The sequence below is a fragment of the Lentibacillus juripiscarius genome, assembly GCF_042685205.1.
Lineage (GTDB): Bacteria > Bacillota > Bacilli > Bacillales > Amphibacillaceae > Lentibacillus > Lentibacillus juripiscarius.
In genome coordinates, this window is the sequence record NZ_JBHUNA010000028.1 from 1 (window position 1) to 24,558 (window position 24,558).

The following is a 24,558-nucleotide window of genomic DNA, read 5'->3' on the forward strand; positions in this document are numbered from 1 at the left end:
AAATTACAAGGAAAACCTTATATAGCGGTTTCACAAAGGGTGTTGCATTTACTATTGCAATTTAGGATTTTTTTAAGCTGTATTTGCGGAGCTTGCTGTCAATTTTCTTTTGTTGTCTACTTCCCTTGCTGAATTTATTAATAACTTGAAAAATAATTTCTCCCCAAATACCTGCTGTACCGCGGAATCCCAGTTGAAATCCCATTTGTTCATTTTCCGTAAGTGGCAGTTGCGTGTTTTCCTCAAACTCTTTTTTAAAGTCTTCCTGAATTATAATATGAGATTCTTTATTCTTTAACGCGGAAAGCAATTCTTCAGCGTTATTGGCTGTAAAGTAACCATCTTTCTCTTCCAATTCCAACAAATGACCCCCCTTAAAAACAGTAATATCCTAATTCAATTTTAACACAACCTATTCAGAAAAATGACTCATTAGATGAAAAATGGGCGCTGATCTTAATCGAACGGTGCCTGGCACTGTTCGCTACATGAGAACGCACTATTCAATCTAGCTCTCCCGATGTTCTGCAACTCCATCCTTTAAGCCTTGCGCTGTCAATGTGTCTGCCGATAACATCTCTTCCGGTGTGCCTTCAAATATCATATGTCCACCTTGTTTTCCTCCGCCTGGACCTAATTCGATGACCCAGTCGCTCGCTGCTATAAAGTCCGGATTGTGTTCGATAATGATAACGGAATTGCCTCTGTTGACAAGGCTTTGAAATACGTCTAAGAGTTTTCCATTATCTTTTATGTGCAGTCCTAAGGATGGTTCATCTAATATGTAAATTTGTCCTTCTTTTTGTAAGTGGCTTGCCAGTTTTAGACGCTGAACTTCTCCGCCGCTGAGAGAACTTGTCGTCTGTCCTAAGGTTAGATACCCTAATCCTGCGTCTTTTAGCGTATTCATTCTTTTTATGATCTTGGGCATGTTAAAGTCGTTCATAGCCTCGTCTATCGTTAACTCTAAAATCTCCGCTATATTTTTACCGCGATAGCGATATGACAATGCTTCGTCTGAATATCTCATGCCGTAACATGCCTCACAGCGAATAGTCACCGGATCTGCAAATGCGACGTCAGGGGTCGTGACGCCTTTTCCTTTGCAGTAAGGACATGCGCCCAAGGAGTTAAAGCTAAACAAACCCGCTGGTTGTCCTGTCTCTTTTGAAAATATGGTGCGGATATCATCCATGATGCCCATATATGTCGCGAGTGTCGAACGGCTGGAGATGCCTATACTGCCTTGACCTACCATGATGGTTTCTGGATAACTTTCTGGGAAGGCTTCCAACATTAAGGAGCTTTTACCTGAACCAGAGACACCACATATAGAGACTAAGACATGTTTAGGAATATTGACGCTTATTTCTTTTAAGTTGTTATGACTTGCTCTGTTTATTGTAAAATAACTTTCTATTTCCCTTGGATGTTTGTTTATTTTCAGCTCGTGGTTGAGGGTTGTTGCAGCCTTAGAGTTTTTTAATCCTTCCAGCTTTCCCTGATAGACAACTTCTCCTCCATTGACACCTGCTCCCGGGCCCATCTCTATTATTTCATCTGCTGCTTTTATGACCGACAGATCGTGCTCAATGACCATTACGGTATTATGGTGATCTTTTATACTTTTTAGCATCTGTATTAACATATCTACTTCTTCTGGATGGAGTCCTGCACTTGGTTCGTCGAAAATGTATGTGATATTGTTTAGACTGCTCCCTAAATGACGAGCGATTTTCACCCTTTGAGCTTCACCGCCGGGCAGGGTACCCATTTTTCTTGATAGGCTTAAATATCCTAATCCTAATTCAACTAGTTGTTTTATATGTGGGATTGCCTGTAGTGCTATAGATTCGCCGATAGGATCTTTTATTTTAGTTAGTTCTTCCAGTAATTCTGTAAGTTCTAATTGATCGTATTCTGCAATATTTAAGCCATTTATTTTACATTCCAACACTTTTGGATTCAGGCCTGAACCCTGGCAGGTCGGGCATAAAGAATGTGTGGATACTGCTAAGACGTCATCTTGAGATACTTGTTTTAACTTTGAGATATCTCTATTTATATAAAGGCGCGTAAATCTGGGCAATAACCCATCCCACTCATGATCTTGAGGTCCATGTTTGGTATGAAACGGTGCAAAGACTCTTTCGCCTTCCGGAGGACCATATATTAATAGGCTAAAACTTTCTTCGGAATAGTCTTTTATCGGTTTATCCGGATCGAATAGTCCGCCAGTCATCATCCATCTGCCTTGCCAACCTGAAGGTGATAATGGTTTAAACTTCACTGCATAATCTCGAAGTGACTTGTCGTAATCAATAAACTTATTTAGATTTGGGGCAATTACCTCCCCATATCCACCACACTCTGGACATCTACCAAAGGAACTTTGGCTCGAAAAATCGGTAGCAGAATCGATTGATGGATTACCTATTCGTGAGAACAAAAGTCTAATCAATGGATTTATACATATAGGTGCCAACTGTTGAGCGGGAATTGCCTACTGCAGGTCTTTGCTCTACTACTACAACCGGGCTTAAATTTTGCATAAGATCGGCATGGGGTCTTTCGTATCTTGGCATTTGATTTCTGACATAGAGAGGATAATTCAAAGTCATTTGCCTTCTGCTTTCTGTTGCTAATGTATCAAAAACAACTGAGCTCTTTCCCGAGCCTGAAAGACCAGTAAAAACATTGATTTTTTCTTTTGGTATGTTTACATCTACATTTTTTAAATTATTTTCTTTAAGTCCTCTTAAAATGATTTCATCTTTTATTTCTGACACTTTATCTTCCTTTCTGATTTTATCTACTCATTAATACAAAGAATAACCAAATCCTTGTAAAAAAATCAAGGACACGTGGTGTGAATAACACCTAATCTGAGTGTATGCATAACATACTAAAGAGTAATAATTAACGCTGAGGAGGAATCGTTATGTATAATTATTGGGGTCCAATTGGGTATGCGAACTGGCCAAATCAAGGATATAGTTATAGACAAAATTGGAATCGCCAAATTAACATTATAGAAGGGATAAATATAGCCGTACAGCAGGTTCCTGGGGATGTAGTTAGTGCAGAATTGGATACAAAGAACGGTATGCAAGTTTATGAGGTGGAAATCGTAACTCAACAAGGTGTGAAATATGAAGTGGATGTCGATCGTAATACAGGTAGGATTCTGGATATCAATCTTGACTAATAACAATATAAAAAAACTGCTGTAATTCTATATAGCGGTTTTTTTTATTCATGGCAACTTAAACAAAACTATTTTAAAAATGGGATGTCTTGAAAGAGTGAAAAGGACAGGACTAGTGTTAATAAGGAACCTGTAGACATTAAAGTTATTGTTTTTCGCCAGTTTATTTCCTTTGAAGGTTTTACAGTCTCACGGGATACCGCAATCCAGATAAGCATTGTTGCTACGGAAATTAAAAACATATTCGACACCCTTTTCATTTTTAATGGCCCGTTCGTATTGTTGAAGAAACTAACAATAAGAGAAAAAACACCGCCAGATCCAAAAGCCAAACGGTGCTTATCCTTATCTCATCCCCCGCTCACAGGCGGAATAAACGCAACGACATCCCCGCTCTTCACCACAGTGTCTTCCTGTGAATATTCTTCATTGACCGCGATCATCGCATAATCCAGATTGTTCAGTTCATACGTCGATGACAATCTGGATTTCAGTTCACTCACAGATACGCCATCCGCTTCCACTGTAACCTTATCGCGCCCAGCCGATTCCTGCAGTTCGGCAAAAAACAGGACATTAATCATCACGCATCTCCTCCTCGGAAGGAATTTTGGCATCATATGATGTATTTTCTTTCTGGTCGCCGATCCATTTTGTGCCGTCTTCCCAATGCTCTTTTTTCCAGATTGGAACGATTTCTTTGATCCGTTCGATGGCGTAGCGGCTCGCATCAAATGCATCAGCACGGTGCGGGGTTGATACTGCAATGGCAACTGCTATGTCCGTTATTTCCAGCCGTCCAATCCTATGGACAATAGCAATATCGGCATTGCCCCATTTTTCCTGTATCTCCGAACCAATTTGTGCCAGCTTCTTTTCAGCCATCGGGACATAGGCCTGATACTCGAGAAAAAGTGTCCGCTTGCCTTTCGTAAACTCACGGACAGTGCCAATAAACGTGTTCACAGCTCCTGCTTCATTGCGGGTAACTTTCCCAATACAGTCTGCCGGATCAATCGGCTCTTCCGTTATCCAATAGTTTTTGTCCATCATAAATCCCTTCTTATGCAATCAGCGAGTGCCGGTATGTTCGTTTCCAGGCTATTCATGTCGAACACAGGAATGTCTAAATTAACCGCCATTTTCGCATCCCATGTTCCTACGGCTATTATAGCTGATAACTCCTGCAAAAGCGATAGGTCCGCTTCATTCTTAATAAGCACTATTTTAGGGTATGCCGCCTGTTTATAGCCTTCCACCATTAACAAATCAAGGGGAAATCGGCGGTACATTTGAATCAGTTCATCCAGTTCCAGTGGCATGGAGATTGTCAGCTGTGTGGTATTCTCTCCTTGGACACCACTGATGACGGATCCAGATTCGAGATGTCCCTGGCTGTCTGTTCCTTCCACCATATCTGGCTCGCCACCATGACCATGGTGCTTCAGGGACCCAACTTTCAGGTTTTCTTTGGAAAAGTACCGGATTAATTCGTTCATAACGGAGGTCTTTCCGGAATTCTTATAGCCAGTAACCTGACAAACCAGCATTCAATACCCTCTTCCTTCGTTTAAGGTCAACCATAATTTATAATTTCCATTGTTACAAAAAAAGGCCGATCCACTGTTACATGAATCAACCTTCCTGTAAATCCTGCCGTCATCAATCCGGAATGCCAAGTGCAATTTTTGCATAACGTGACATTTTATCTTTATCCCAAGGCGGATCCCAGACAATGTTGACATCAATTTCTTTAATTTCAGGAATATCGGAAAGTGACCGGCGGACGTCTTGCTCGATATGGCCGGCCAGTGGGCAGCCCATTGCGGTCAGTGTCATTGTAACGGTACAGAGGCCTTCGTCATTCAGGTCGACATTATAAATCAATCCGAGATTCACAATGTCAATTCCCAGTTCAGGGTCAATGACATTCTCCAGGCCGCCAATGATGTTTTCCTTCAGCGCCTCATCCATGAATAACCCTCCTTCAATTGTTCCTGCCTTTATTTAAACATAAACAAGTACATTTTTAAATGATTTGCATCACACGTCAGCCAATTTTCACAAGTGTAATAGAGCCTGCTACAAGTACTCTTCAAACCATTTTACTGTCTCCAGTATAGCATGGCGGCTCACCTTGTGTCCGCGATTTGATTCTTTAATGAAGCGAATTTTTTCCGGATTTGCATAATGTTGCCGTGCTTCATCATAAAATGTATACGAGTGATCGAACGGCACGACGGCATCACTATCCCCATGCCAGAACAGTACTGGACGTTGATTCAATTTATCCATGTGTTCGGACAAGTCATAACGCTTGAGCTGTTCGTACAGCTGTTCAATCATGTTATCGCTCACCGGCAGATCGCCTTCTTTTCGGAAGCTGTCCACCAACGTTTTGGCATAGGTCGTAATCTTCGGAGACCCCATCAGGACCCCTGCTGTTTGAATCCATGGATACTCCGTCAAAGCCGCAGCAGTCGTGATACCGCCCATGCTTGTCCCGGCAACACCAAACCGACCGTCCTGCAGAAGGCCTTTTTCTTCTAGTGCTTCCTTGATGCTTTTCAGTTCCTGGATATTCTGCATAACAATGTTCCAAAAAGAAATTTGCTTTTGCTTGGTGGAAATTTCCGTTTCCCGCTCCCCATGGTACATGCTGTCAGGAAGGATAACCCGGTAGCCTTTGGCGGCCATCAAGTATGCAAGCGGCAAATTATGTTCTTTGGCACTGGTAAAACCGTGAAAGTATGTAAGTACCGGCAGCGCTTCTTGTTCTTGTGCCTGGTCGGCAACGATTAAACTGGGAATAGATGCCAATGTTGTGTTCTGTATCCCGATCATGATTTTTCCCTTCTTTCTGTTGGCTGTTCCCCATCATCATAATATGAAGTTTTTGTAAAATGCAAACGTATCCTTTACATATTACAGTAAGCCTTATAAAGTGAAACGTCAATCAGTGGGAGTTTTTATCTCCCACTGATTGTTAGTTGAACGAATCAGGAATTTACGGGCTGTTTATCCCCCACCTTCACGTTTCTGTCTTTCTGATTGTATAGAGGTGGGGGTTTTACAGCCCGTTAATGCGTGGTAAACTAAAGAGCATACGAGGTGAAAAATAATGGAAATAAAACAGCATTTAATCGCAGTGGATTTGGATGGCACGTTGCTGACGGATGATAAAACCATCAGCGAACGAAACAAACGGACGCTTCAAAAAGCTATAGAAGACGGTCACATCGTCGTCATTGCCACCGGACGACCGCACCGCGCCAGCATTGATTATTACTATGAACTTGGGCTGAACACACCGATGGTCAATTTCAATGGGGCGCTGATCCACCACCCAACAGATGACAAATGGGATGTGCTGCACAATCCAATGCCAATAAGGACTGCGCAAAAGATCATCAGTGCCTGCTATGATCTGACGGTTCATAATATTGTGGCAGAAGTGATGGACAATGTTTACTTAGATCGGTATGATGAGCAAATCATCGACATATTTCAAGCAACTCGCCAGGACTCCCCATTCACCATCGGCAGCTTGAAAAACAAACTGGAGGATGATCCGACATCACTGCTAATCCACCCGAAAAAAGAAAATATTCAATCCATCCGGACGCACTTGGATGATTACCACGCAGAACTGATTGAACACCGGAAATGGGGCGCGCCGTGGAATATTATCGAAATCGTTAAGAAGGGGCTCAACAAAGCAGTCGGTCTTGAAAAAGTCGCTTATTATTATCATATCCCAAAAGATCGGATTATTGCATTTGGCGATGAAGACAATGACCTTGAAATGCTTGGTTATGCCGGTACCGGTGTAGCTATGGGCAATGCGATTGATGAATTAAAAGCCGTTGCCAAACATGTGACTGACACAAATGAGCAAGATGGGATCAGCCTTTTTCTTGAGGATTATTTAAAACTCCAGCCGAAAACCATCTAAATTTTTCCTGACATAGCTGACGACAATCAGGTCAAACTACAAATGAACGCTTCCAAAGGCGTTCACTTCATTATAGGCTGCAGTTCCATCAATGCAGGATTCTGCCGGATCCATGAAATCCATGAGACCCGGTAAGGCATTCCGCGGGGGGAGTTACCGATGGGAAAGCATAGTAAATCAAGACGCTTCAGCCAGAACAGTGAAGACTCTGTCAGACAACATGCTGAACGATTCCCGTACAAAATGCGTTATTCAGAAGCCGAACGTGAACGGGAGAAATCGGACAGCAATCCAATGGGAGGGTTTTAAATGCAACAGCAAAACAACATGATGCAGCGGGCCCGAGAAGCAGTCAATGCTCTGGCAAACAATAAAGCCAATGCGAACCAGCAGGAAAAGCAGGCGGCACAAAACGCTATCCAGGCTGCGAAAAACCAGGCATCCTCTGAAGAACAGCAGCAGCTACAACAGCTTGAACAGCAATTGCAGCAAAAAAACCAATTGCAATAACCTCCACAACATTTGCTGAGCTTGAACAAATCAAAAAAATGCACGGTGGGTTACGGATTCTGCGCACATCATTAGGATGAAGCGGGGATTATAACACACACGAGCATCACCCTTATTCACCTTTGTCGAATAAGGGTGTTTTTTCTTTTCTTTTTGTCCGTTTTTATGCTATGATAAAAATCAAGTATGGATAATGATGGAGGGAATGAACATGGGAGTAAGAGCGGAGTCTACACCGAACCCAAATGCGCTTAAATTCACAACGGACAGCCTTATTTTTCAAGGTGAAAGCAGCATTTCGGTTATGCCCGGAGATACAAGTGAACATGCCATTTTAAATGACCTAATGGAACTGAACGGTGTCGATAACGTCTTTGGCTATCAGAACTTTATTACAGTAAATAAAGGTTTTGATGTGGAATGGGACGAGGTTCAGCCACAGGTAATGGAAGTTTTTGAAAAATACGGGTACTAAGACACAGAAACCTGTTAATGGATACATAAAGACAGCAGTACACAGACTGCTGTCTTTTTTCGTTCTCTTGCATCCCTCACTCCAGTGAACTCAGGTCGACAGGGACGTGATTCTTATCCATTTTTTCCCCACTGTCATTTTTGCCATACAATATGACAATCGGGACTTCCTCTGTATTTTTTATCTTTTCGTTAAGTTCCAGTCCAATCGAAAAAGACGCCCATCCCTGTTCATTCTTTTCCAGTTCAATCTGGTTGTCATCCACCAGTACATTATCTCCCTGTTTGAAGGTGAAATAAATGTTGTTCGCATCTGTTTGTGCCTCGCCGGACAGCTGAATCGTATCTTCCTCCACTGTTACGTCCATTTTTCTGAATGTAACCGTCGTTGTGTCTTCTGCCTGCTCGTTCTGGTTTTGTGCATTGTCTGTTTCTTTTTCTTCAACCGATTCATCCGCATTGCTGCATGCCGTCAGTACAATGGCTGCAAACGCGATAAACGCCCACTTTCGCATCATTGATTACTCCTTTTATTTGTTCTAAAAGACTGTTGATTTTGCTTCGCTCTAAAGAATTCCTGCTTAACAATTTATAAACTGCGACGTAGATTGAAAAGATGGTTGGACCACCGTTCCAGAAATACACTTCGCTTTCACCACTCCGGGTACAAGCGCGACATCTGCTCAAACTCACGTTGTTCGTTTTCGCAGTGTCTTCTTTGCCGCTAAGCTCGCGATGAGCCTCCTCGTGAGAAAACCACTCACTGCGGGGTCTCATCGTCTTCGCTTTCCCGCAGGAGTCTACGTGCATTTCCTTCACTATGTTGCGCCATTGCTTGAAATGGGCAAAAAGTAATAAGTAAACGTTAATCAGAACACCACTACCAGCGTAGGCAAAATACGTAGACTCCTGCGGGAACAGCACGTGTCTAGACCTGAGCAGCGGCGGTTTTCCGCCACGGAGGCTGAAGCCGTGCCCGCGGTAAAGAAGACACTGCGAAAAGCAAGATGAGCAGATGTCGCGCTTATGCCCTGTGGGTGAAAGCGAAGTATTCTGCCGGAGCGAAATCCAAGCACTCAATCATCACTAAAACTAACGTCGCGAAAGTGATCTTTACTTCGTCGCAGTTTATATCACCTCTGAAGTTTACGAAAACATCCTGATATTCTTAATCCCGCCGGAAGAATCCGAATATACCCGTTGTCTGCACAATATTGGTGAACGCGTTCGGATCAACCTCGCCAATAATCCGTTCCAGATCATACAATTCATACCTTGTGACAACAAGGTACATCATGTTTTTATCCTCTCGTGAGTATGCACCTTTGGCCGGAAGAATAGTGATTCCGCGGACCATTGTATCATGGATTGCTTTCTGCAACTCTTCCGCCTTATGTGTAATAATCATTGCGGTCACTTTTTCATGCCGTGTATGGAGCGCATCAATGACGCGTGTCGTGACATACAGTGTCAGCAATGTATACAATGCGTTTTCCGGCTCATACAAGATACCCGCCATGGCAATAATGATTGCATTGAGCGTCAAAAAATAGGTGCCGATCGGCTTGTCTTTCATGCGGGATAATACCATCGCCACAATGTCCATCCCACCGGTTGAGGCACCATGCTTCAGCGTAATCCCGACACCGGCACCGCCAAGAACACCGCCAAATACAGCATTTAATATAATGTCCTCAGAAAGCGCCACAACTGGCAAAACCTCCAAAAAGATTGTCGTGACGATAACCGATATGACACTATAGATGGTAAACCCTTTTCCAACCTTAAACCAGCCGAGCACTGCAACCGGAATATTTAGCACAAACAAAATAATACCAGTGGACAGCCCAATCCCGATAAAATCGTTAAAAATACTCGAAATGAGCTGCGCAGCACCCGTGAAGCCACTCGCATAAACATTCGCCGAAATTAGGAAAAAGTTCAGTGACAGGGCATTCAGAACAGCTCCGAATATCACAATAACAATCCGCTTTGCCTCAACTAGAAACATCATTTCCCTCCTCTCACATTGTCCAATCCTACCCCTGCATCCCATAACTTTCTTTGACTATCCTTTCCTGTCGATTTAAACTAAAGGAAACACACATATTTCAAAATCGAAATGTAGGTGAAAAAATGAATACCGTCATTCTCGCTGATTCTGCATGTGACTTATCCGAGGAACATTATAAAGCATATAACATTGAAATGGTACCATTAACCGTTCATCTTGATGGACAGGAATTGGAAGACGGCAAAGAAATACAGCCAAAATCCGTCTATGAAGCCATGCGGGAAGGAAAAAGCCCAAAAACATCCCAAGTATCTCCGCAGACCTTTAAAACTATTTTCACATCATACGCCGAAGCGAATCAACCGTTAGTGTATTTAGCCTTTTCATCCGGGCTGTCAGGCACCTTCCAGACAGCCAAAATGATGGAACAGGAAGTGAAAGAGACATGGCCGGATGCTGATTTGCATGTCATCGACACAAAATGTGCATCCATCGGCTATGGACTTATCATTCTTCGTGCAGCCAAACTTGCCAAAGACGGAGCAAGTACTGATGAAATTATTGAAACCGCCCGTTACCATGCAAACCATATGGAACACATATTCACTGTCGACGATCTTGACTATTTATACCGCGGCGGACGTGTCAGCAAAACAGCCGCATTTGTCGGATCATTTCTCAATATTAAACCGATTCTACATGTAGAAGACGGCAAACTCGTTCCACTGGAAAAAATACGCGGCTCCAAAAAATTACTGAAACGGATGCTCGAAATCATGGAAGAGCGCGGCACGGATTTTTCCAATCAGACCATTGGCATCAGTCATGGTGATGATTTGGAGACTGCAGAGAAGCTGGCAGACATGATTAAAGAAAGATTCGGCACCGACGCAATTCTGATTGAAATGGTCGGAGCAACAATCGGCGCACACGCTGGCCCCGGCACAATTGCCTTGTTCTTTTTAAACAGTCCATATAAATAAACGAGAGCTGATCCGGAAATACCGGGTCAGTTTTTTTCTGGATTATGGCAGCATCATATCAACCGGTTGCGGGCGGGAATCAACCAGAAAAACAAAAATATCAACCAGCTGCGGGCGAATATCAACCGAAAAACGAATATATCAACCGATTGCGGGCGGGAATCAACCGGAAAACAAAAATATCAACCGGTTGCGGGCAGGAATCAACCGGAAAACAAAAATATCAACCGGTTGCCGGCCATTATCAACCGGAAAACGAATATATCAACCGGTTGCGGGCGGGAATCAACCGAAAAACAAAAATATCAACCGGTTGCCGGCCATTATCAACCGGAAAACGAAAAAGATATCCAGTAGGACGCGGATACCTTTTTTTCACGGCAGAACCGTGCATAGATTAAATTCCTTTCCGTTTAAAGGCGGATCTTGACCGGTACTGCTGGTACGGCCGGTTCAGATAATGCACAGGTGCACTGTACAAATGGACGAGCCGTGTGAACGGAATAGATGCAAACAATGCAAACGCCGTAATCACATGCAGCTGGAATACGAATGGAACTGCTCGCATTAGCTCATACTTCGGCTGGAAAACAAACAAGCTGCGGAACCAAGGGCCAATGGTTTCCCGGTATTCATAAGCAACAACGGTTGTGTTGTACACAAGCGTCACATAAACACCGAGGCCGGCGACAATAATTAGGCTGATCACGGAAAAAAAGTCTGCAAATGTGGCATGCACCCGGACTCTGTCAATGGTCATTTTGCGGATAAGCAAAATGACGGCACCGGCAACGACCATCAGCCCGGCGAGACCCCCGGCGTAAATTGCCAAGATATGATACATGTGATCTGACACACCAATCCAATGATAAAATCCCTGTGGAATAACCATCCCCATCACATGACCTATAAACGCAAATAGCAGCCCATAATGAAACAGCGGTGACCCGATCTTCAGCCATTTTTTCTCAAAAAACTCCGTTGACGGCGCAACCCACGTCAGTTGCCTGTGTGCAAAACGATAAATGCTTCCAAAAATCATGATAGCCAGGGCGATGTACGGAAAAATAACCCACCAAAATATAGCTTCCATCATCCCACCTCCTTCCTGCTGTTGGTTGGGTAGCAATTTGTTTCATCAAGCTAGCCAGTTGTATCAGTGCAGCGAATGCGCCGGATCCGCCGGCATCAGTTATACATAATCGGGTATGGCAGTTCCTCGAGATCCGCTTCTTCACGCTCCCGCTCCATTTTTTCCAAGTCAGATTCCGATGGCTGTTCGAAAATCTCCTGCATCAGAACGGAAAAAATACCATAATACGGGTTCGTTTCCGGCAAGTGGTTAAAAATCCGCTGTGTGACTGCACCAAGACGTTTGAGCAGCCGCTCATGGTTCACATCGTCGCTTGTGACGGCGATGAGTTCATACAGCATCGGGATATAATCGGCCAATTCATCACCGACCCGTTCATACCCGGCCTGGTTGACTGTCTTCTGCAGCTTAATGAGCGCTGCGCCGCGTTTCGGGCTGTCGCCGAACTCGTGTGCAGAAAGATACAGGCCTGCTTTTTCATTCAAATCAAATGTGGCCACATACAGCTCCTCTAAATCATGGAGCGGCTTGCGGCAGATAGACTCTGCCGCATCCCGGAGCATCTGCTTGACCGATTCCGGACCGTCCATTGTTTTCACTAGGGTCTCCACGTCATACAGGTCTTCACGTGTTGGATAACCGAGCAGGCGTGAGGCAGCCATTAACACTGTCTGTTGATAGGCTTTCATTTAATTTCCCCTTTCAAACGGATACGTTACCATTCCTTCTGGTGGTGCAAGGTCTTCCAGACTGCATGCCCCCTGGCGGTAATGCAGGTCATCATCCATTTCCCTGCGACCGGTTGGAATGACAAAGCGTTCATCGTACTTCGCCACTCCTAAGAGACGTGCCATCTCCTCAATCGTTTCTACATCCGTCCCTGCCTCTTCCAGCAATTTGCTTTTGCCAAGCTCATCAATTCCGCCAACATTAACAGAACGCATGTGTACACGCATGGCTGTCAGTTTCAGAAGGACTTTCCGGATGACAGACGTATCACCTGCAGAGAGAAGCGAAGCCAAATAACTGATTGGAATCCGCATCTGGTCGACGGCCGGGATATAGCCATCCGTATTAAGCTCCTCCTCATTTGTAATATGGTTCATAATCGGGCTGAGTGGCGGCACATACCAAACCATCGGCAGTGTACGGTATTCTGGATGCAGCGGAAGCGCGATTTTCCACTTCATCGCCATCTTATAAATAGGCGATTCTTGTGCGCCTTTAATCCACTCCTCATTAATGCCGGCTTCTTTTGCTGCTTTGATGACGTCATCATCAAACGGATCCAGGAAGCAATTCAACTGTGCCTCATACAAATCCTGCGGGTCTTCAACCGATGCTGCGGCCTTAACTCTGTCAGCATCATATAGAACGACACCGATATAGCGAATTCGTCCGACACATGTCTCCGAACAGATAGTCGGAAGCCCTGCCTCTGTTCTTGGATAGCAGAAATTGCACTTTTCCGCTTTGTGGGTATTCCAGTTATAATACACCTTGTTATACGGACACCCGTTCATGCAGAAACGCCAGCCGCGGCATTCCTCCTGGTCTACCAGAACAATGCCGTCCTCATCACGCTTGTATAGGGCCCCTGATGGACAGGAAGCCACACAGGAAGGGTTCAGGCAATGTTCACAAATGCGCGGAAGATACATCATAAACGTCTTTTCATACTCCATGGCAATGTGATCCTGCAGTCCTTTCACGTTCGGATCGCGCGAAACCACTTCACTTCCGCCGGCAAGGTCGTCATCCCAGTTCGACCCCCATTCCGGCTTGTCCATGTAATTGCCGGTAATCATGGACTTCGGTCTGGCCACTGGCAGGTTTTCTGATTTCGGGCTATCAATCAAATGTTCATAATCATACGTCCATGGTTCGTAATAATCGTCCATAGTTCCCATATTTGGGTTGTAAAAGATGTTCATCAGCTTGGTGATTGGGCCACCCGCCCGCAGCCGGAGCTTACCATTTTTCAGCTCCCAGCCACCTTTGTAATAATCCTGGTTTTCCCATTCCTGCGGGTAGCCGACGCCTGGCCGTGTTTCGACGTTGTTAAACCACATATATTCCGTCCCCGGACGATTGGTCCATGTTGACTTGCATGTAACGGAGCATGTGTGGCAGCCGATACATTTGTCCAGGTGCATCACCATTGCAACTTGTGCTTTAACTCTCAAGCCAATTTACCTCCTTCATCGGTTTGATGACCGCAATCGTATCCCGCTGGCTTCCGGTTGTTCCGTAGTAGTTGAACCCATAGCTTAATTGGGAATAACCACCAATCATATGGGTTGGTTTTTGTGTGATTCGTGTCACGCTATTATGTGTCCCGCCACGCTTCTTCGTAACCGTTGTGCCCGGAACGCCCATTGTGCGGTCCTGTGCGTGATACATATACGCTGTTCCCCTTGGTATACGATATGTCAGGACGACTCTGGCAGCTATGGCACCATTCCGGTTATAGACTTCGATCCAGTCATTATCATGCAACCCGATGGATGCTCCGTCTTCTTCGTTCATCCAGACAACCTGCCAGCCCCGGAACAACTGAACCATTGGGGAGGATTCAGTAAACATGGTGTGAATGCCCCATTTTTGGTGCGGAGTCAAATAGCGAACAGTGATAGACGGCTCTTCATGCTCCGGCTCATTCTCGCCTTTGACATATGGTCCTTTATTGACCGGCGGGAGATAGGTCGGCAATCCCTCTCCGAAATCGAGCATCATTTCATGGTCAAGGTAAAAACTCTGTCTGCCGGTCAGCGTCCGCCATGGAATACTGTATTCCGTATTTACCGTGAATGGAGAGTACCGGCGCCCGTCTTTCTCCAGACCGCTCCAAACCGGTGTTGAAATCGTCTGACGCGGCTGTGCAGTGATATCAGCCAGTGTATAGGATGTTTCCTCATGTCCTTTGGCAATATCTGATAAGTCCTGGCCGGTTTTTTCCTCCATGGATTTCCAGCCTTCTACCGCTCGTCTCCCATTCGTTGCCCCGGACATCAATAAAATCGTTTCAGCCGCTTTGATGTCTGAATAGAGATCAGGATGTCCCTTGCCGAGTCCTTCCCGTTTGGATACTCCCAGCCGCTCTTTCAGTTCGTCATACACTTTGGCTCCCGGCAGCTTGACCCCCTTCATGCCATACCCTTGTTTCAGGTCAGGGCCGATTGTCGTCATTTTCTGGTAAACGTTCGGGTAATCCCGCTTAACCAAAGAAAAATTCGGCATCGTTTTTCCAGGCACAGCCTCGGTTTCCCCTTTCCGCCAGTCGAGAATTTTTCCACTCGGCTGGGCGATTTCATCCGTCGTATCATGCCCCAATGGGGACGTTAAAATCTCTTCCGTTTCACCTGGTAAATACTCTTCCGCTAGTTCTGAGAAAACCCTGCTGATTTCACGGAACGTATCCCAGTCACTTTTCGACTCCCATGGCGGGGATATTGCTGCGTTAAACGGGTGAATAAACGGATGCAGGTCGGTCGTGCTCAGATCATATTTTTCGTACCACGTCGCTGCCGGCAACACAATATCCGAAAACAGCCCGGAACTGGTCATCCGGAAGTCAATACTGACGAACAAATCCGCTTTGCCTTCTGCCCCTTTATCTTTCATATTGACTGTTTCGGGCAGCCACGACGTTTCTGATTCCGCCATGACCTGATCATCGCCGCCAATTAAATGCTTGACGAAAAACTCATGTCCTTTTCCGCTGTCCCCTAACAAATTCGAGCGCCAATTGAAGAAAACTCTTGGAAAGTTCCGAGGATCGTCCGGGTTTTCAATTGACCAGTCTACCTCACCATTCTTTACTTTATTAACGACGTTTTGAATGACATCTTGTTCCGTTTCCGCACCGCTTTCCCTGGCTTCTTTTGCAAGATCAACCGAGTTCTGGGTGAACTGCGGATATGATGGCAGCCAGCCAAGACGTGCGGCCAATGCATTAATGTCAGCCGGGTGCATATCATTATATTTTCCGCCCCAGGCCGTATCTTTCATCACATCCCGTTCTTCATAGCGGTACTGGTCTGTTGCGAAATAGAAGAATGACGTGCCATTTTGCTGTCTCGGTGCGCTTCCCCAGTCTTTGGCAAATGCGACCGTCTGCCATCCTTCAACAGGGCGGACTTTTTCCTGACCGACATAGTGGGCCCAGCCGCCTCCATTTACCCCTTGGGAACCCGTCAAGAGGACGAGATTCAAAATCGCCCGGTAAATCTGATCACTATGGAACCAATGGTTTGTACCTCCGCCCATGGCAATCATGGATTTCCCTTCTGTCCGTTTCGCATTATCGGCAAATTCTCGAGCTACCTGAATAACATGCTGTTTTCTAACACCGGTAATGCTTTCCTGCCACGCTGGTGTGTATGGCTTCGGATCATGATAATCTGTTGGATAATCCCCATTCAGCCCGCGGCTTACACCTGTATGTGCCATCATCAGGTCATAGACAGTCGTGACGCGAAGCTTATTCCCGGCTTTATCGGTAATATGTTTCACGGGCACACCACGCCGGACAATATCACCATGTTCCTTGGCAAAATACGGAAATTCCACCTGTACTTCCTCATCAGCCATGTGCAAGAAGCTCAGTTCCGGATTAATGGCTGTACCATCTTCCTTTTCCAATTCTAAATTCCACTTGCTGCCGCCATCCCAGCGGTGCCCCTGCGTTCCATTCGGCACAGTGGTGTCATTGGCGTTCAAGTCCCAAACGACTGTCTTCCACTCCCCAAGCTCTTCCTGACTGTTCAAGTCGTCCGCATGGAGAAATCGGCCAGAACGGTATTCACTGCCATGTTGATCAATTGTTATCAGAAACGGCAAATCGGTGAATTTTTTCGCGTAATTCATAAAGTATGGTGTCGGGTCATCGACATAAAACTCTTTTAATATCACGTGTGTCATGGCCATCGCCAGTGCACCATCCGTTCCTGCTCTGGCCGGCAGCCACATGTCGGCAAACTTTTCATATTCTGCATAGTCCGGACTGACACCAACAACTTTTGTCCCGTTGTAGCGCGATTCAACCATGAAATGAGCATCCGGTGTGCGTGTCTGCGGGAGGTTCGTTCCCCAAATAATGAAGTATTTCGTGTTGTACCAGTCTCCGCTTTCCGGCACATCCGTCTGCTCGCCCCAAACTTGCGGGGAAGCTGGTGGCAAGTCCGCATACCAGTCGTAGAAACTTAAAATATTTCCACCAATAAGGGACAAGAAACGCGTTCCCCCGGAATAGCTGACCATGGACATTGCCGGAATCGGACTGAATCCGGTGACACGGTCAGGTCCGTACGTTTTGATCGTATGTATAATGGAGCTGGCAATCATGACACAGACATCACGCCAGTCGGCTCTGACAAAGCCACCCTTGCCTCGTGCTTTGACATATTGCTGGCGCTTGTCCGGGTCACCGGTGATATTTTTCCAGGCGGTGACAGGGTCATGGCCTGCATCACGTTCATCCTTCCAGAGCCGATACAGATCACTGCGGACGTACGGATATTTCACACGGACCGGGCTGTATGTATACCAGGAAAAACTCGCCCCCCTTGGGCAGCCCCGCGGTTCATATTCCGGAAAGTCAGCCCCTGTTGTTGGATAGTCGGTCTGCTGTGTTTCTGAGGTGATGATGCCGTCCTTCACATAAATTTTCCAGCTGCATGAACCGGTACAGTTTACACCATGCGTTGAACGGACAACTTTGTCATGTGCCCACCTGTTCCGGTACATTTTCTCCCATTCACGCTGCCGGGGGCTTTCCTCGGTCCATCCATCATTAATTCGCTTTCCAGGCTTCAAAAATTTCAAATGCTGAAATAGTTTATTGCTGCTGTTTTCCATCTGCATCACCATTTCCTGCGATAGATTCAAGCGGATTGAAACGTTCACCAACGATCCGGAACGTCCCCTTTCCCTCTTCTAATTCTTCCAGGAACGTCTTAAAGTCAGGTGCATTCGCCCCAACCAAAATGAGCCGTTCAATCGTCTCATAATCATTCATTTGATAGATCGCCTCAATCACTTGCGGCTCCAATTCTCCAAACCGCATTTTGAGTAGTCCAATCAAGTCTTCGCGGTCCTCTTCCATTGCAGCCTCCTGCTCATACTGAAACAAACAATCCCCTCCCTTTCTATGGTTTTACCATTTTAAAATAGTCTGCAATCAGTGTTTCTTTACACGTTTTTTGAATCTCTTCACAAAACGCTGCAAAATCATCGTCAGGTTCACGCAGCGCTTTTTCCGCAAATCTGCACGTCATCTCCTGCCCAAATCCTTCACCAAATCGGACGCATACTTCATATGCGGAACCTGTTTTTTTGGCAGTTGCCTGCACGTCGAACGAGTGGATATTGTGTTCCTTCAGTTTCTCTATTAAAAATTGATACGCACTGGGATACATGGTACGCAGCAATTTACTGTTCTGTTTTGTCTGTGCTGTTTTCAATTCTTACACCTCCAGCCTGTCATCAATGTTCAGGCAATATTCTTTCTTCTTCTTCATTATGCATTTCATCCACAAGAATCAATGCTTGAAAACGCTGTAAAGCACTGTATGTTGCACCATCATGTTCTAGTATGCTGTTTATTTCCCGGGCCAGGGAACGCAGCAGATCATGGTCCCTTGTTAAGGCAACAATATGATCATGCAGTTCCGGTGAAGTTTCGGAAATCTCTTTATATAAACCTTTTTCTTCTGCATCGGCGTGTGCCAACGTTCGAGTTTCCCAGTGTTCCAGCAAAATGAAAGCGGTTTCCAAAGCATTATCCGTTTCGCCGCTTTTCAGCAGATTGGCGTATACATTGGTAAGCTCTCTTGCCTCCTGCAGTGCTGCCTCGTGGATGGAAGCATGACTGTCTACTTTTCTTAATGCCGGTCCTGCCATTTCACCATCCTCCTTTTTACCTAATATTACCTGTTATTCCAGTTACTATACGGTAACACAGGATCTTTTTTCCATTGGGATTGACTGTTCATCTGAAGAGAAGGGGCAGCAAACTGGATGCTCAGGAATCAAGGAGCGGCCATCCGGAAAAATTCGATAAACTATCATGATTCTATCACCCGAAGCATATATTTCCGGTAAATCCACTTAACCGGAATGGGAAGGAGGGAACCGGATGAGCATCTTTGAACTTATAACCATTTTTGAAGGAGAGCGAAACGAGCCGCCGGAGTCCATCAACGCCTTATTGGATTTTTATCAGCATAAATATATTACAGGCCAAATTGACATTTGCCATTACTGGAAGGTTTACCATTACCTGCATCGGCAGGGAGCCATTTCAGCCCATGAATATGCATAATGACAAACAGAAACAAAAAAAGCGAGAAACTGTGCATTTAAGCATCAGCTTCCCGCTTTTTTTGTTTCCGGCTCAAATAAATGATTCCGGCTATAAAAATAAGAAAAACACCCACAATTGGCCCAATTATCGTCCAATTTAGTCCACTATTATTCTGTACGACATAGACTTCTGCGGTTTCCCTGTCTAGTCCAATCCGGAATTTGCCGTCCTCTCCAGTACGCACTAGATTATCACCGAGCAGCCCTTTCAGCTGTTTTCCGTCTGAAACGCCGTCCACAGTGACAGAGCGCGAATGGGTATCATTGTTTATCGCAATAAAGACTGTTTCCCCTTGATACGACCGTCTGAATACACTCATGGCACCATCGGAACCGGCAAGCTCATAATCGCCACGCTGCAGTGCCGGGAACTCCGTGCGCAGTGCAGCTATGCGTCCGGCGAATTTCTGCAGATCTTCATCCGAACTGTTCCATGTCACCATCCGCTGAATATCCGGAAAATCTTTGCCTGCCATCGGGATTTCCGAGCCCTGCAGGATCATTGGTGCACCCGGAGCAGTATACAGATAAGTCAATGCCAGCTTCCATGTGGTCAGAGGGTTTCGACCGTTCTGAACCAGTTTGTAGGTAAAACGTTTTGTGTGTTTATTATCAAGATAGTTCAGGCTCTGCTTCTTTCCATCTGCACGCCATTCTTCATAAATTGCTTCGACTGGTTCTCCAGGCTTAGCTAGCGTGTCGGACATCGGCTTATACAATGAATTGTTTTCGACAGCGTCAATGGTTTCCAGTTCAGAAAGCGAGCCTTCGTAGTTGTCAGGTTCAAGAATACCGGCAAGCTGGAAAAACGATGGGTCCTGTTCACTGATATGTGCCGACAGCTGCTGCAGGAATCCCTTGTTTGTTTTATCGGCCGCATGGAACCGGTAACCGTCGATGTTTGCTTCCTCTATCCAGAAATCGGCTGTTTCCGTTAGAAATGTTTGGACTTCTGGGTTCGTTTGGTCGAGGGCTGCTGTTTCCCCCAGCCACCGATGTGACGCGTCATCATTCGTTTCCTGTACCCAGCCGGTCTTATCCGGATCATCAAGCATTGGGTGTGTTTTAGCCACATAGTTGGTAACGAATTCCAGAACAATCTTCATGTCCCGGCTGTGCGCTTCTTCTGTCAGTTTTTTCAGGTCCTGCATCGAACCATATTGTGGGTCAACTTTTCGGAAATCCTCCACCCAATAACCGTGATAGCCGCCAGGGGCATTATCCATAATCGGGGAAAGGATAAGGGTGGTATACCCCATCTCCTTCAAATGATCAAGTTTATCGATGATTCCCTGTAAATCCCCGCCATGAAATGCGGACGGGTCATCCAGGTCAATATTGGCATCCAGGGACTGATCACCATTGTTGAAACGGTCCACAAGGATATTGTAGAAAATCTGCTCTTCTATTGTTTCTTCCTTTTCCTGCGCGGCAGCAGGGTTTGCAACACTGGTCAATAACAAAGCCGCCAGCAGTATAACGAATCGTTTCATATATGTACTCCTTCACGGAAAAATTAACGTTCCTCTTCTATTATTGACTATTGCGGATAATAGTCAATCAGCAGGCCGACATTGTCGAAAATACTTCATATTTTAGGTGGACCGACGCCTCCTTCAGTTCTCTTTCATTAGCAAATATACGAAATACGGGGCACTAAGAATTGCTACGACAATCCCAACCGGTATTTCTGTTGGCGTCATTACATTTCTTCCAATTGTATCAGAAACCATTAACAGCAGTCCGCCCATCAAAGCTGAAACTGGAATAATATAGTGATGCAATGGGCCAATAACTTTTCTGGCTATATGTGGTATAACGAGTCCAAGAAAGGTTATCGCACCCCCGGCAGCAACGCTCGCTCCGGCAAGGGAGACGGCAATAATCAGCAGCAAGCGGCGGTCTCTCTCCACCTTCACCCCAAGTCCCGCTGCTATATCGTCCCCCAGACGCAATACATTTAATATGTTCGACTTTTGCAGTGCTAACGGCACCAATATCAAGATCCATGGCAATAAGGCCAGAACAAATGTCCAATCAGCACTCCAAATATCACCGGAAAGCCATACGGTAGCCTGGCGAAAGTCTTGTGGATTCATTTTCAGCTGAAGGATAGCCAGCGCTGCAGAAAATCCGGCATTGATGCCTATCCCAACAAGCACGAGGCGAATAGGATTCACACCATTTTTCCATGCCAATATGTAGATAAGGAATGCTGCTAATAAAGCACCAGCCAGCGCAAATAGCGGCATAATAAAAACAGAGAAAACACCGCCTATGGAATCCTGTATAAAGAAAATAAATAAAACAACTGCGAACCCCGCTCCAGTATTAATGCCCAAAATGCCTGGTTCAGCCAAATCGTTCTGTGTAATGCCTTGCAGTATGACACCGGATACCGCTAGACCTGTACCGACCAGGAAAGCCAAAATAATTCGTGGCAGTCGAATGTCAAATAACACCAGCTCCTGTCTGTCTGTCCCATTTCCCAGGATTGTACGAATAACATCCGACGGGGAAATGGTGATGACACCTGTTCCTAATGTAATAAAAAACATTAAGACGATCAGCAGTAACAGTAGTATCATTATACCGGGGAAACGGCTTGCTTTACGCTTGTTTTCCTTCGTCATTTTTTATCACTCCCACTGCTGCCGCGGGCAAGATAAAGGAAGAATGGAACACCGATAAGGGAAGTTATCGCACCGACCGGCGTTTCATATGGTGCATTTACAAACCGCGAAACAACATCAGATAAAACCAGCAATAATGCACCGAACAAAGCTGAAACAGGGATAATCCACCGGTAATCAGTTCCAATGATAAAACGTGTCATGTGTGGAACGATAAGACCTATAAATCCAACTGCTCCCGCAACAGATACAGCCGCACCAGTCAGTATAAGAACCGTAAGAATTCCCATAATCTTGATTAAGATATTGTTTTGACCAAGACCTGCTGCAACATCCTCCCCCAAGTTAAGGACCGTAATTGATTTGGCAATCGTTAATGCAACAAACATGCCAATTATTCCGGATATAAGCAGAATTTGATTGGACGCCCAATCCGTTCCAGCCAGGCCACCTGCTAACCAGAAACCCAGCTGCTTTTCCAGCTGAAAGTGAAGGGCAATTACTGACGAAACCGAACTTAATAATGTCCCTATTGCAACCCCGGCTAATGCCAGTTTAACCGGCGTCAACCCACCGGTGGAAAAAGAACCAATCATAAAAACCAGCACAACAGCAATTCCGGCACCTGCAAATGAAGCCATTGTCATACCAAGGTTTGTAACCCCCGGCAAGAAAGCCATTACTAATACAAGTGCGAACGCTGCACCATCCGTCACCCCCATAATGGATGGAGATGCCAGCGGATTGCGTGTCAAACCTTGCATGACAGCACCAGATACCGATAAAAAAGCACCAGCCATCACTGCAGCAAACGCTCGAGGCAAGCGCAGCTCTTGAACCACTTGATGAGAGGAAAGATCTTCATTAAAGTTAAAAATTGCTTGCCAGACAGTTGATAAATGAATATCTGCTGCTCCAAATGATATAGAGAAACCTAAGGAAAGGACCAATGCAATAACTGCCAAAAGCACTATGATCAGTTTCAAAGTTTTTGATCGATGTATAAGGGATAGCATTTTTTTACTCCTGTATGTATAAAATAACTCAGTAAAAAGTATAAAGAAATTAGAACCCCACTGCAATGGATAAAAAATTGACATTATAATTGAAAATGATTATCATTACCGTTAGATAATTCATTATAACATAAGAGGAGACGTACATATGCTAAAAACGCGTGTATTGGTACCCAGTATTTTATTGTTCGTAACACTACTAATCACCGCCTGTTCAGACAATGGCGCTGATAACAATTCGGATTCCAGTAATACCAATGACGACCAATCTGCCGAAGTAACACTCGACAGCAAAATGGGCGAGGTAACCATTCCCAGCAACACTGAACGAGTCGTCGCCCCCTACCATGAAGACGCCTTGCTTGCATTAGGCATTACACCGGTAGCCAAGTGGGCAATTGGTGAAACGACACAGGGTTATTTGGAAGATCAGCTAAAAGACATTCCTAAATTGGAGTGGAACATGCCACAGGAACAGGTGCTGAACCATGAACCGGACCTAATTATCCTGGAAAACGCTCTTGACAGTTATGAAGGCTCTTATGAAGACTATCAAAAAATCGCCACTACCTATGTCATGACCGAAGAAACAACAAAAAATTGGCGCCAGCAAATCAAGACATTCGGTAAGCTATTTGATAAAGAATCAAAGGCGCAAGAAGTACTGGATCAATATGACGACAAAGTTGCCAATGCAAAAGAAACATTAAACAAGGCGATCGGTGATGAAACGGTCGCAGCCATATGGGCGAAGGGAGATCAATTTTATTTATTCGAACAGAACCGCCAGAGTGCGGAGGTGCTTTATTCCGAGCTTGGCATCAGCCAGCCAGACCTTGTTAAAGAACTTGGTAAAGCCCAAACACAGTGGAACCCCATTTCCCTGGAAAAGCTGTCCAAATTAAAAGCAGACCATGTGTTTCTGCTAGCCAAAAAAGAAGAACAAGGACTGCAAACTTTAAAAGATAGTACCGTCTGGCAAAGCACACCCGCGGTCAAAAACGACAATGTTTACACCATTCATGAACCAAGCAACTGGACCAATAACGGTTTAATTGCATCCAAACAAACCATCGAAGACGTGCTTGAAACACTGACAGATTAACCTTGTATAATTACAATCGAATAAAAAAGGAAAAAAGTGTCGTGCTTTTCTGCTCACGGCACTTTTTTGTAGTGTCATACGATAGTAGTAGTAAATAGAGTATTCTATATGAAATATTGATCAGCGATTTCACTAATAGAGTAGGGTAACCTTTCTCAAGGCTACCCCCTCATCAAACCGCACGTGCCCTATTAAGGCATAC

At 45.1% G+C, this 24,558-nt stretch carries 27 protein-coding genes and 1 pseudogene; 9 read left to right on the forward strand and 19 right to left on the reverse strand.

The features are described from left to right. Nucleotides 1-61: 61 nt before the first annotated feature. On the reverse strand, nt 62-361 hold the full coding sequence (locus tag ACFSUO_RS12410; RefSeq protein ID WP_382394538.1) for a hypothetical protein: 300 nt from the start codon (nt 359-361) through the stop codon (nt 62-64). Nucleotides 362-508: 147 nt separating this feature from the next. After that, nucleotides 509-2,789, reverse strand: a pseudogene (locus tag ACFSUO_RS12415) (ATP-binding cassette domain-containing protein). A gap of 152 nt (nt 2,790-2,941) precedes the next feature. On the opposite strand from ACFSUO_RS12415, the gene ACFSUO_RS12420 reads away from it, so the two are divergent. Continuing rightward, the gene (locus ACFSUO_RS12420; protein WP_382394540.1) at nt 2,942-3,208 is read left to right on the forward strand and encodes a PepSY domain-containing protein; all 267 of its coding nucleotides are present in this window, start codon (nt 2,942-2,944) and stop codon (nt 3,206-3,208) included. Nucleotides 3,209-3,558: 350 nt separating this feature from the next. On the opposite strand, the gene moaD is transcribed toward ACFSUO_RS12420, so the two are convergent. The 5 genes from moaD to ACFSUO_RS12445 form a co-directional block, all read right to left on the reverse strand. Then, nucleotides 3,559-3,792 (reverse strand): molybdopterin converting factor subunit 1, encoded by a 234-nt coding sequence (moaD, locus tag ACFSUO_RS12425; protein ID WP_382394588.1) that lies wholly within the window; start codon nt 3,790-3,792, stop codon nt 3,559-3,561. Beyond that, complete coding sequence (locus ACFSUO_RS12430) at nt 3,785-4,261, reverse strand: molybdenum cofactor biosynthesis protein MoaE (protein ID WP_382394542.1); 477 nt, start codon at nt 4,259-4,261, stop codon at nt 3,785-3,787. The genes moaD and ACFSUO_RS12430 overlap by 8 nt, the downstream gene beginning before the upstream one ends. Further along, a complete protein-coding gene (gene mobB / locus ACFSUO_RS12435; RefSeq protein ID WP_382394544.1) occupies nt 4,258-4,758 on the reverse strand; it encodes a molybdopterin-guanine dinucleotide biosynthesis protein B in 501 nt (166 codons plus the stop codon). The genes ACFSUO_RS12430 and mobB overlap by 4 nt, the downstream gene beginning before the upstream one ends. Before the next feature lie 112 nt (nt 4,759-4,870). Then, nucleotides 4,871-5,182, reverse strand: a complete 312-nt coding sequence (locus tag ACFSUO_RS12440) for a metal-sulfur cluster assembly factor (RefSeq protein WP_382394546.1) — start codon at nt 5,180-5,182, stop codon at nt 4,871-4,873. A gap of 108 nt (nt 5,183-5,290) precedes the next feature. Continuing rightward, on the reverse strand, nt 5,291-6,052 hold the full coding sequence (locus tag ACFSUO_RS12445; RefSeq protein ID WP_382394548.1) for an alpha/beta fold hydrolase: 762 nt from the start codon (nt 6,050-6,052) through the stop codon (nt 5,291-5,293). 277 nt (nt 6,053-6,329) lie between these two features. On the opposite strand from ACFSUO_RS12445, the gene ACFSUO_RS12450 reads away from it, so the two are divergent. The 4 genes from ACFSUO_RS12450 to ACFSUO_RS12465 all read left to right on the forward strand — a co-directional run bounded on the left by ACFSUO_RS12450 (nt 6,330) and on the right by ACFSUO_RS12465 (nt 8,148). Beyond that, a complete protein-coding gene (locus ACFSUO_RS12450; protein WP_382394550.1) occupies nt 6,330-7,163 on the forward strand; it encodes a Cof-type HAD-IIB family hydrolase in 834 nt (277 codons plus the stop codon). A gap of 159 nt (nt 7,164-7,322) precedes the next feature. Beyond that, on the forward strand, nt 7,323-7,472 hold the full coding sequence (locus tag ACFSUO_RS12455; RefSeq protein ID WP_382394552.1) for a hypothetical protein: 150 nt from the start codon (nt 7,323-7,325) through the stop codon (nt 7,470-7,472). Continuing rightward, entirely contained in the window at nt 7,473-7,673 is a 201-nt protein-coding gene (locus tag ACFSUO_RS12460) for a DUF3813 family protein (RefSeq protein ID WP_382394554.1), read from the forward strand. It abuts the gene before it with no gap. Nucleotides 7,674-7,884: 211 nt separating this feature from the next. Continuing rightward, on the forward strand, nt 7,885-8,148 hold the full coding sequence (locus ACFSUO_RS12465) for a NifU N-terminal domain-containing protein (RefSeq protein ID WP_382394556.1): 264 nt from the start codon (nt 7,885-7,887) through the stop codon (nt 8,146-8,148). 76 nt (nt 8,149-8,224) lie between these two features. On the opposite strand, the gene ACFSUO_RS12470 is transcribed toward ACFSUO_RS12465, so the two are convergent. Continuing rightward, complete coding sequence (locus ACFSUO_RS12470; RefSeq protein ID WP_382394558.1) at nt 8,225-8,662, reverse strand: hypothetical protein; 438 nt, start codon at nt 8,660-8,662, stop codon at nt 8,225-8,227. A gap of 653 nt (nt 8,663-9,315) precedes the next feature. After that, on the reverse strand, nt 9,316-10,158 hold the full coding sequence (locus ACFSUO_RS12475) for a YitT family protein (RefSeq protein ID WP_382394560.1): 843 nt from the start codon (nt 10,156-10,158) through the stop codon (nt 9,316-9,318). Nucleotides 10,159-10,283: 125 nt separating this feature from the next. Here ACFSUO_RS12475 and ACFSUO_RS12480 point away from each other — a divergent pair, with 125 nt between their 5' ends. Continuing rightward, nucleotides 10,284-11,144: a DegV family protein gene (locus ACFSUO_RS12480; protein ID WP_382394562.1), complete on the forward strand. Its 861-nt coding sequence runs from the start codon at nt 10,284-10,286 to the stop codon at nt 11,142-11,144. A gap of 66 nt (nt 11,145-11,210) precedes the next feature. Further along, nucleotides 11,211-11,501 carry a hypothetical protein gene (locus tag ACFSUO_RS12485; protein WP_382394564.1) on the forward strand — a complete coding sequence of 97 codons (291 nt, stop codon included), beginning with the start codon at nt 11,211-11,213 and terminating at the stop codon, nt 11,499-11,501. A gap of 40 nt (nt 11,502-11,541) precedes the next feature. Here ACFSUO_RS12485 and narI read toward each other — a convergent pair whose 3' ends face one another. The 7 genes from narI to ACFSUO_RS12520 form a co-directional block, all read right to left on the reverse strand. Beyond that, the gene (gene narI, locus ACFSUO_RS12490; protein ID WP_382394566.1) at nt 11,542-12,237 is read right to left on the reverse strand and encodes a respiratory nitrate reductase subunit gamma; all 696 of its coding nucleotides are present in this window, start codon (nt 12,235-12,237) and stop codon (nt 11,542-11,544) included. Between the two features lie 95 nt (nt 12,238-12,332). Continuing rightward, nucleotides 12,333-12,926: a nitrate reductase molybdenum cofactor assembly chaperone gene (locus tag ACFSUO_RS12495; RefSeq protein WP_382394568.1), complete on the reverse strand. Its 594-nt coding sequence runs from the start codon at nt 12,924-12,926 to the stop codon at nt 12,333-12,335. Continuing rightward, entirely contained in the window at nt 12,927-14,423 is a 1,497-nt protein-coding gene (gene narH, locus ACFSUO_RS12500) for a nitrate reductase subunit beta (RefSeq protein ID WP_382394570.1), read from the reverse strand. Next, complete coding sequence (locus ACFSUO_RS12505; protein WP_382394590.1) at nt 14,413-18,096, reverse strand: nitrate reductase subunit alpha; 3,684 nt, start codon at nt 18,094-18,096, stop codon at nt 14,413-14,415. Before ACFSUO_RS12505 ends, narH begins: the two co-directional genes overlap by 11 nt. Then, a complete protein-coding gene (locus ACFSUO_RS12510; RefSeq protein WP_382394572.1) occupies nt 18,077-18,370 on the reverse strand; it encodes a hypothetical protein in 294 nt (97 codons plus the stop codon). The genes ACFSUO_RS12505 and ACFSUO_RS12510 overlap by 20 nt, the downstream gene beginning before the upstream one ends. Nucleotides 18,371-18,386: 16 nt before the next feature. Further along, nucleotides 18,387-18,701: a hypothetical protein gene (locus ACFSUO_RS12515; protein ID WP_382394574.1), complete on the reverse strand. Its 315-nt coding sequence runs from the start codon at nt 18,699-18,701 to the stop codon at nt 18,387-18,389. 22 nt (nt 18,702-18,723) lie between these two features. Next, complete coding sequence (locus ACFSUO_RS12520; RefSeq protein WP_382394576.1) at nt 18,724-19,140, reverse strand: hemerythrin domain-containing protein; 417 nt, start codon at nt 19,138-19,140, stop codon at nt 18,724-18,726. Between the two features lie 235 nt (nt 19,141-19,375). Here ACFSUO_RS12520 and yppF point away from each other — a divergent pair, with 235 nt between their 5' ends. Beyond that, the gene (gene yppF / locus ACFSUO_RS12525) at nt 19,376-19,561 is read left to right on the forward strand and encodes a YppF family protein (protein ID WP_382394578.1); all 186 of its coding nucleotides are present in this window, start codon (nt 19,376-19,378) and stop codon (nt 19,559-19,561) included. A 37-nt stretch (nt 19,562-19,598) separates the two neighbouring features. Here yppF and ACFSUO_RS12530 read toward each other — a convergent pair whose 3' ends face one another. From ACFSUO_RS12530 to ACFSUO_RS12540, 3 genes are all read right to left on the reverse strand, one after another. After that, nucleotides 19,599-21,095, reverse strand: coding sequence for an alpha-amylase family glycosyl hydrolase (locus tag ACFSUO_RS12530; protein WP_382394580.1), 1,497 nt, complete (start codon nt 21,093-21,095; stop codon nt 19,599-19,601). Nucleotides 21,096-21,218: 123 nt separating this feature from the next. After that, nucleotides 21,219-22,235 carry a FecCD family ABC transporter permease gene (locus ACFSUO_RS12535; RefSeq protein ID WP_382394582.1) on the reverse strand — a complete coding sequence of 339 codons (1,017 nt, stop codon included), beginning with the start codon at nt 22,233-22,235 and terminating at the stop codon, nt 21,219-21,221. Then, nucleotides 22,232-23,251, reverse strand: coding sequence for a FecCD family ABC transporter permease (locus ACFSUO_RS12540; RefSeq protein ID WP_382394584.1), 1,020 nt, complete (start codon nt 23,249-23,251; stop codon nt 22,232-22,234). The genes ACFSUO_RS12535 and ACFSUO_RS12540 overlap by 4 nt, the downstream gene beginning before the upstream one ends. A gap of 148 nt (nt 23,252-23,399) precedes the next feature. Here ACFSUO_RS12540 and ACFSUO_RS12545 point away from each other — a divergent pair, with 148 nt between their 5' ends. Further along, a complete protein-coding gene (locus ACFSUO_RS12545) occupies nt 23,400-24,356 on the forward strand; it encodes an iron-hydroxamate ABC transporter substrate-binding protein (protein WP_382394586.1) in 957 nt (318 codons plus the stop codon). The last annotated feature ends 202 nt before the right edge of the window (nt 24,357-24,558 follow it).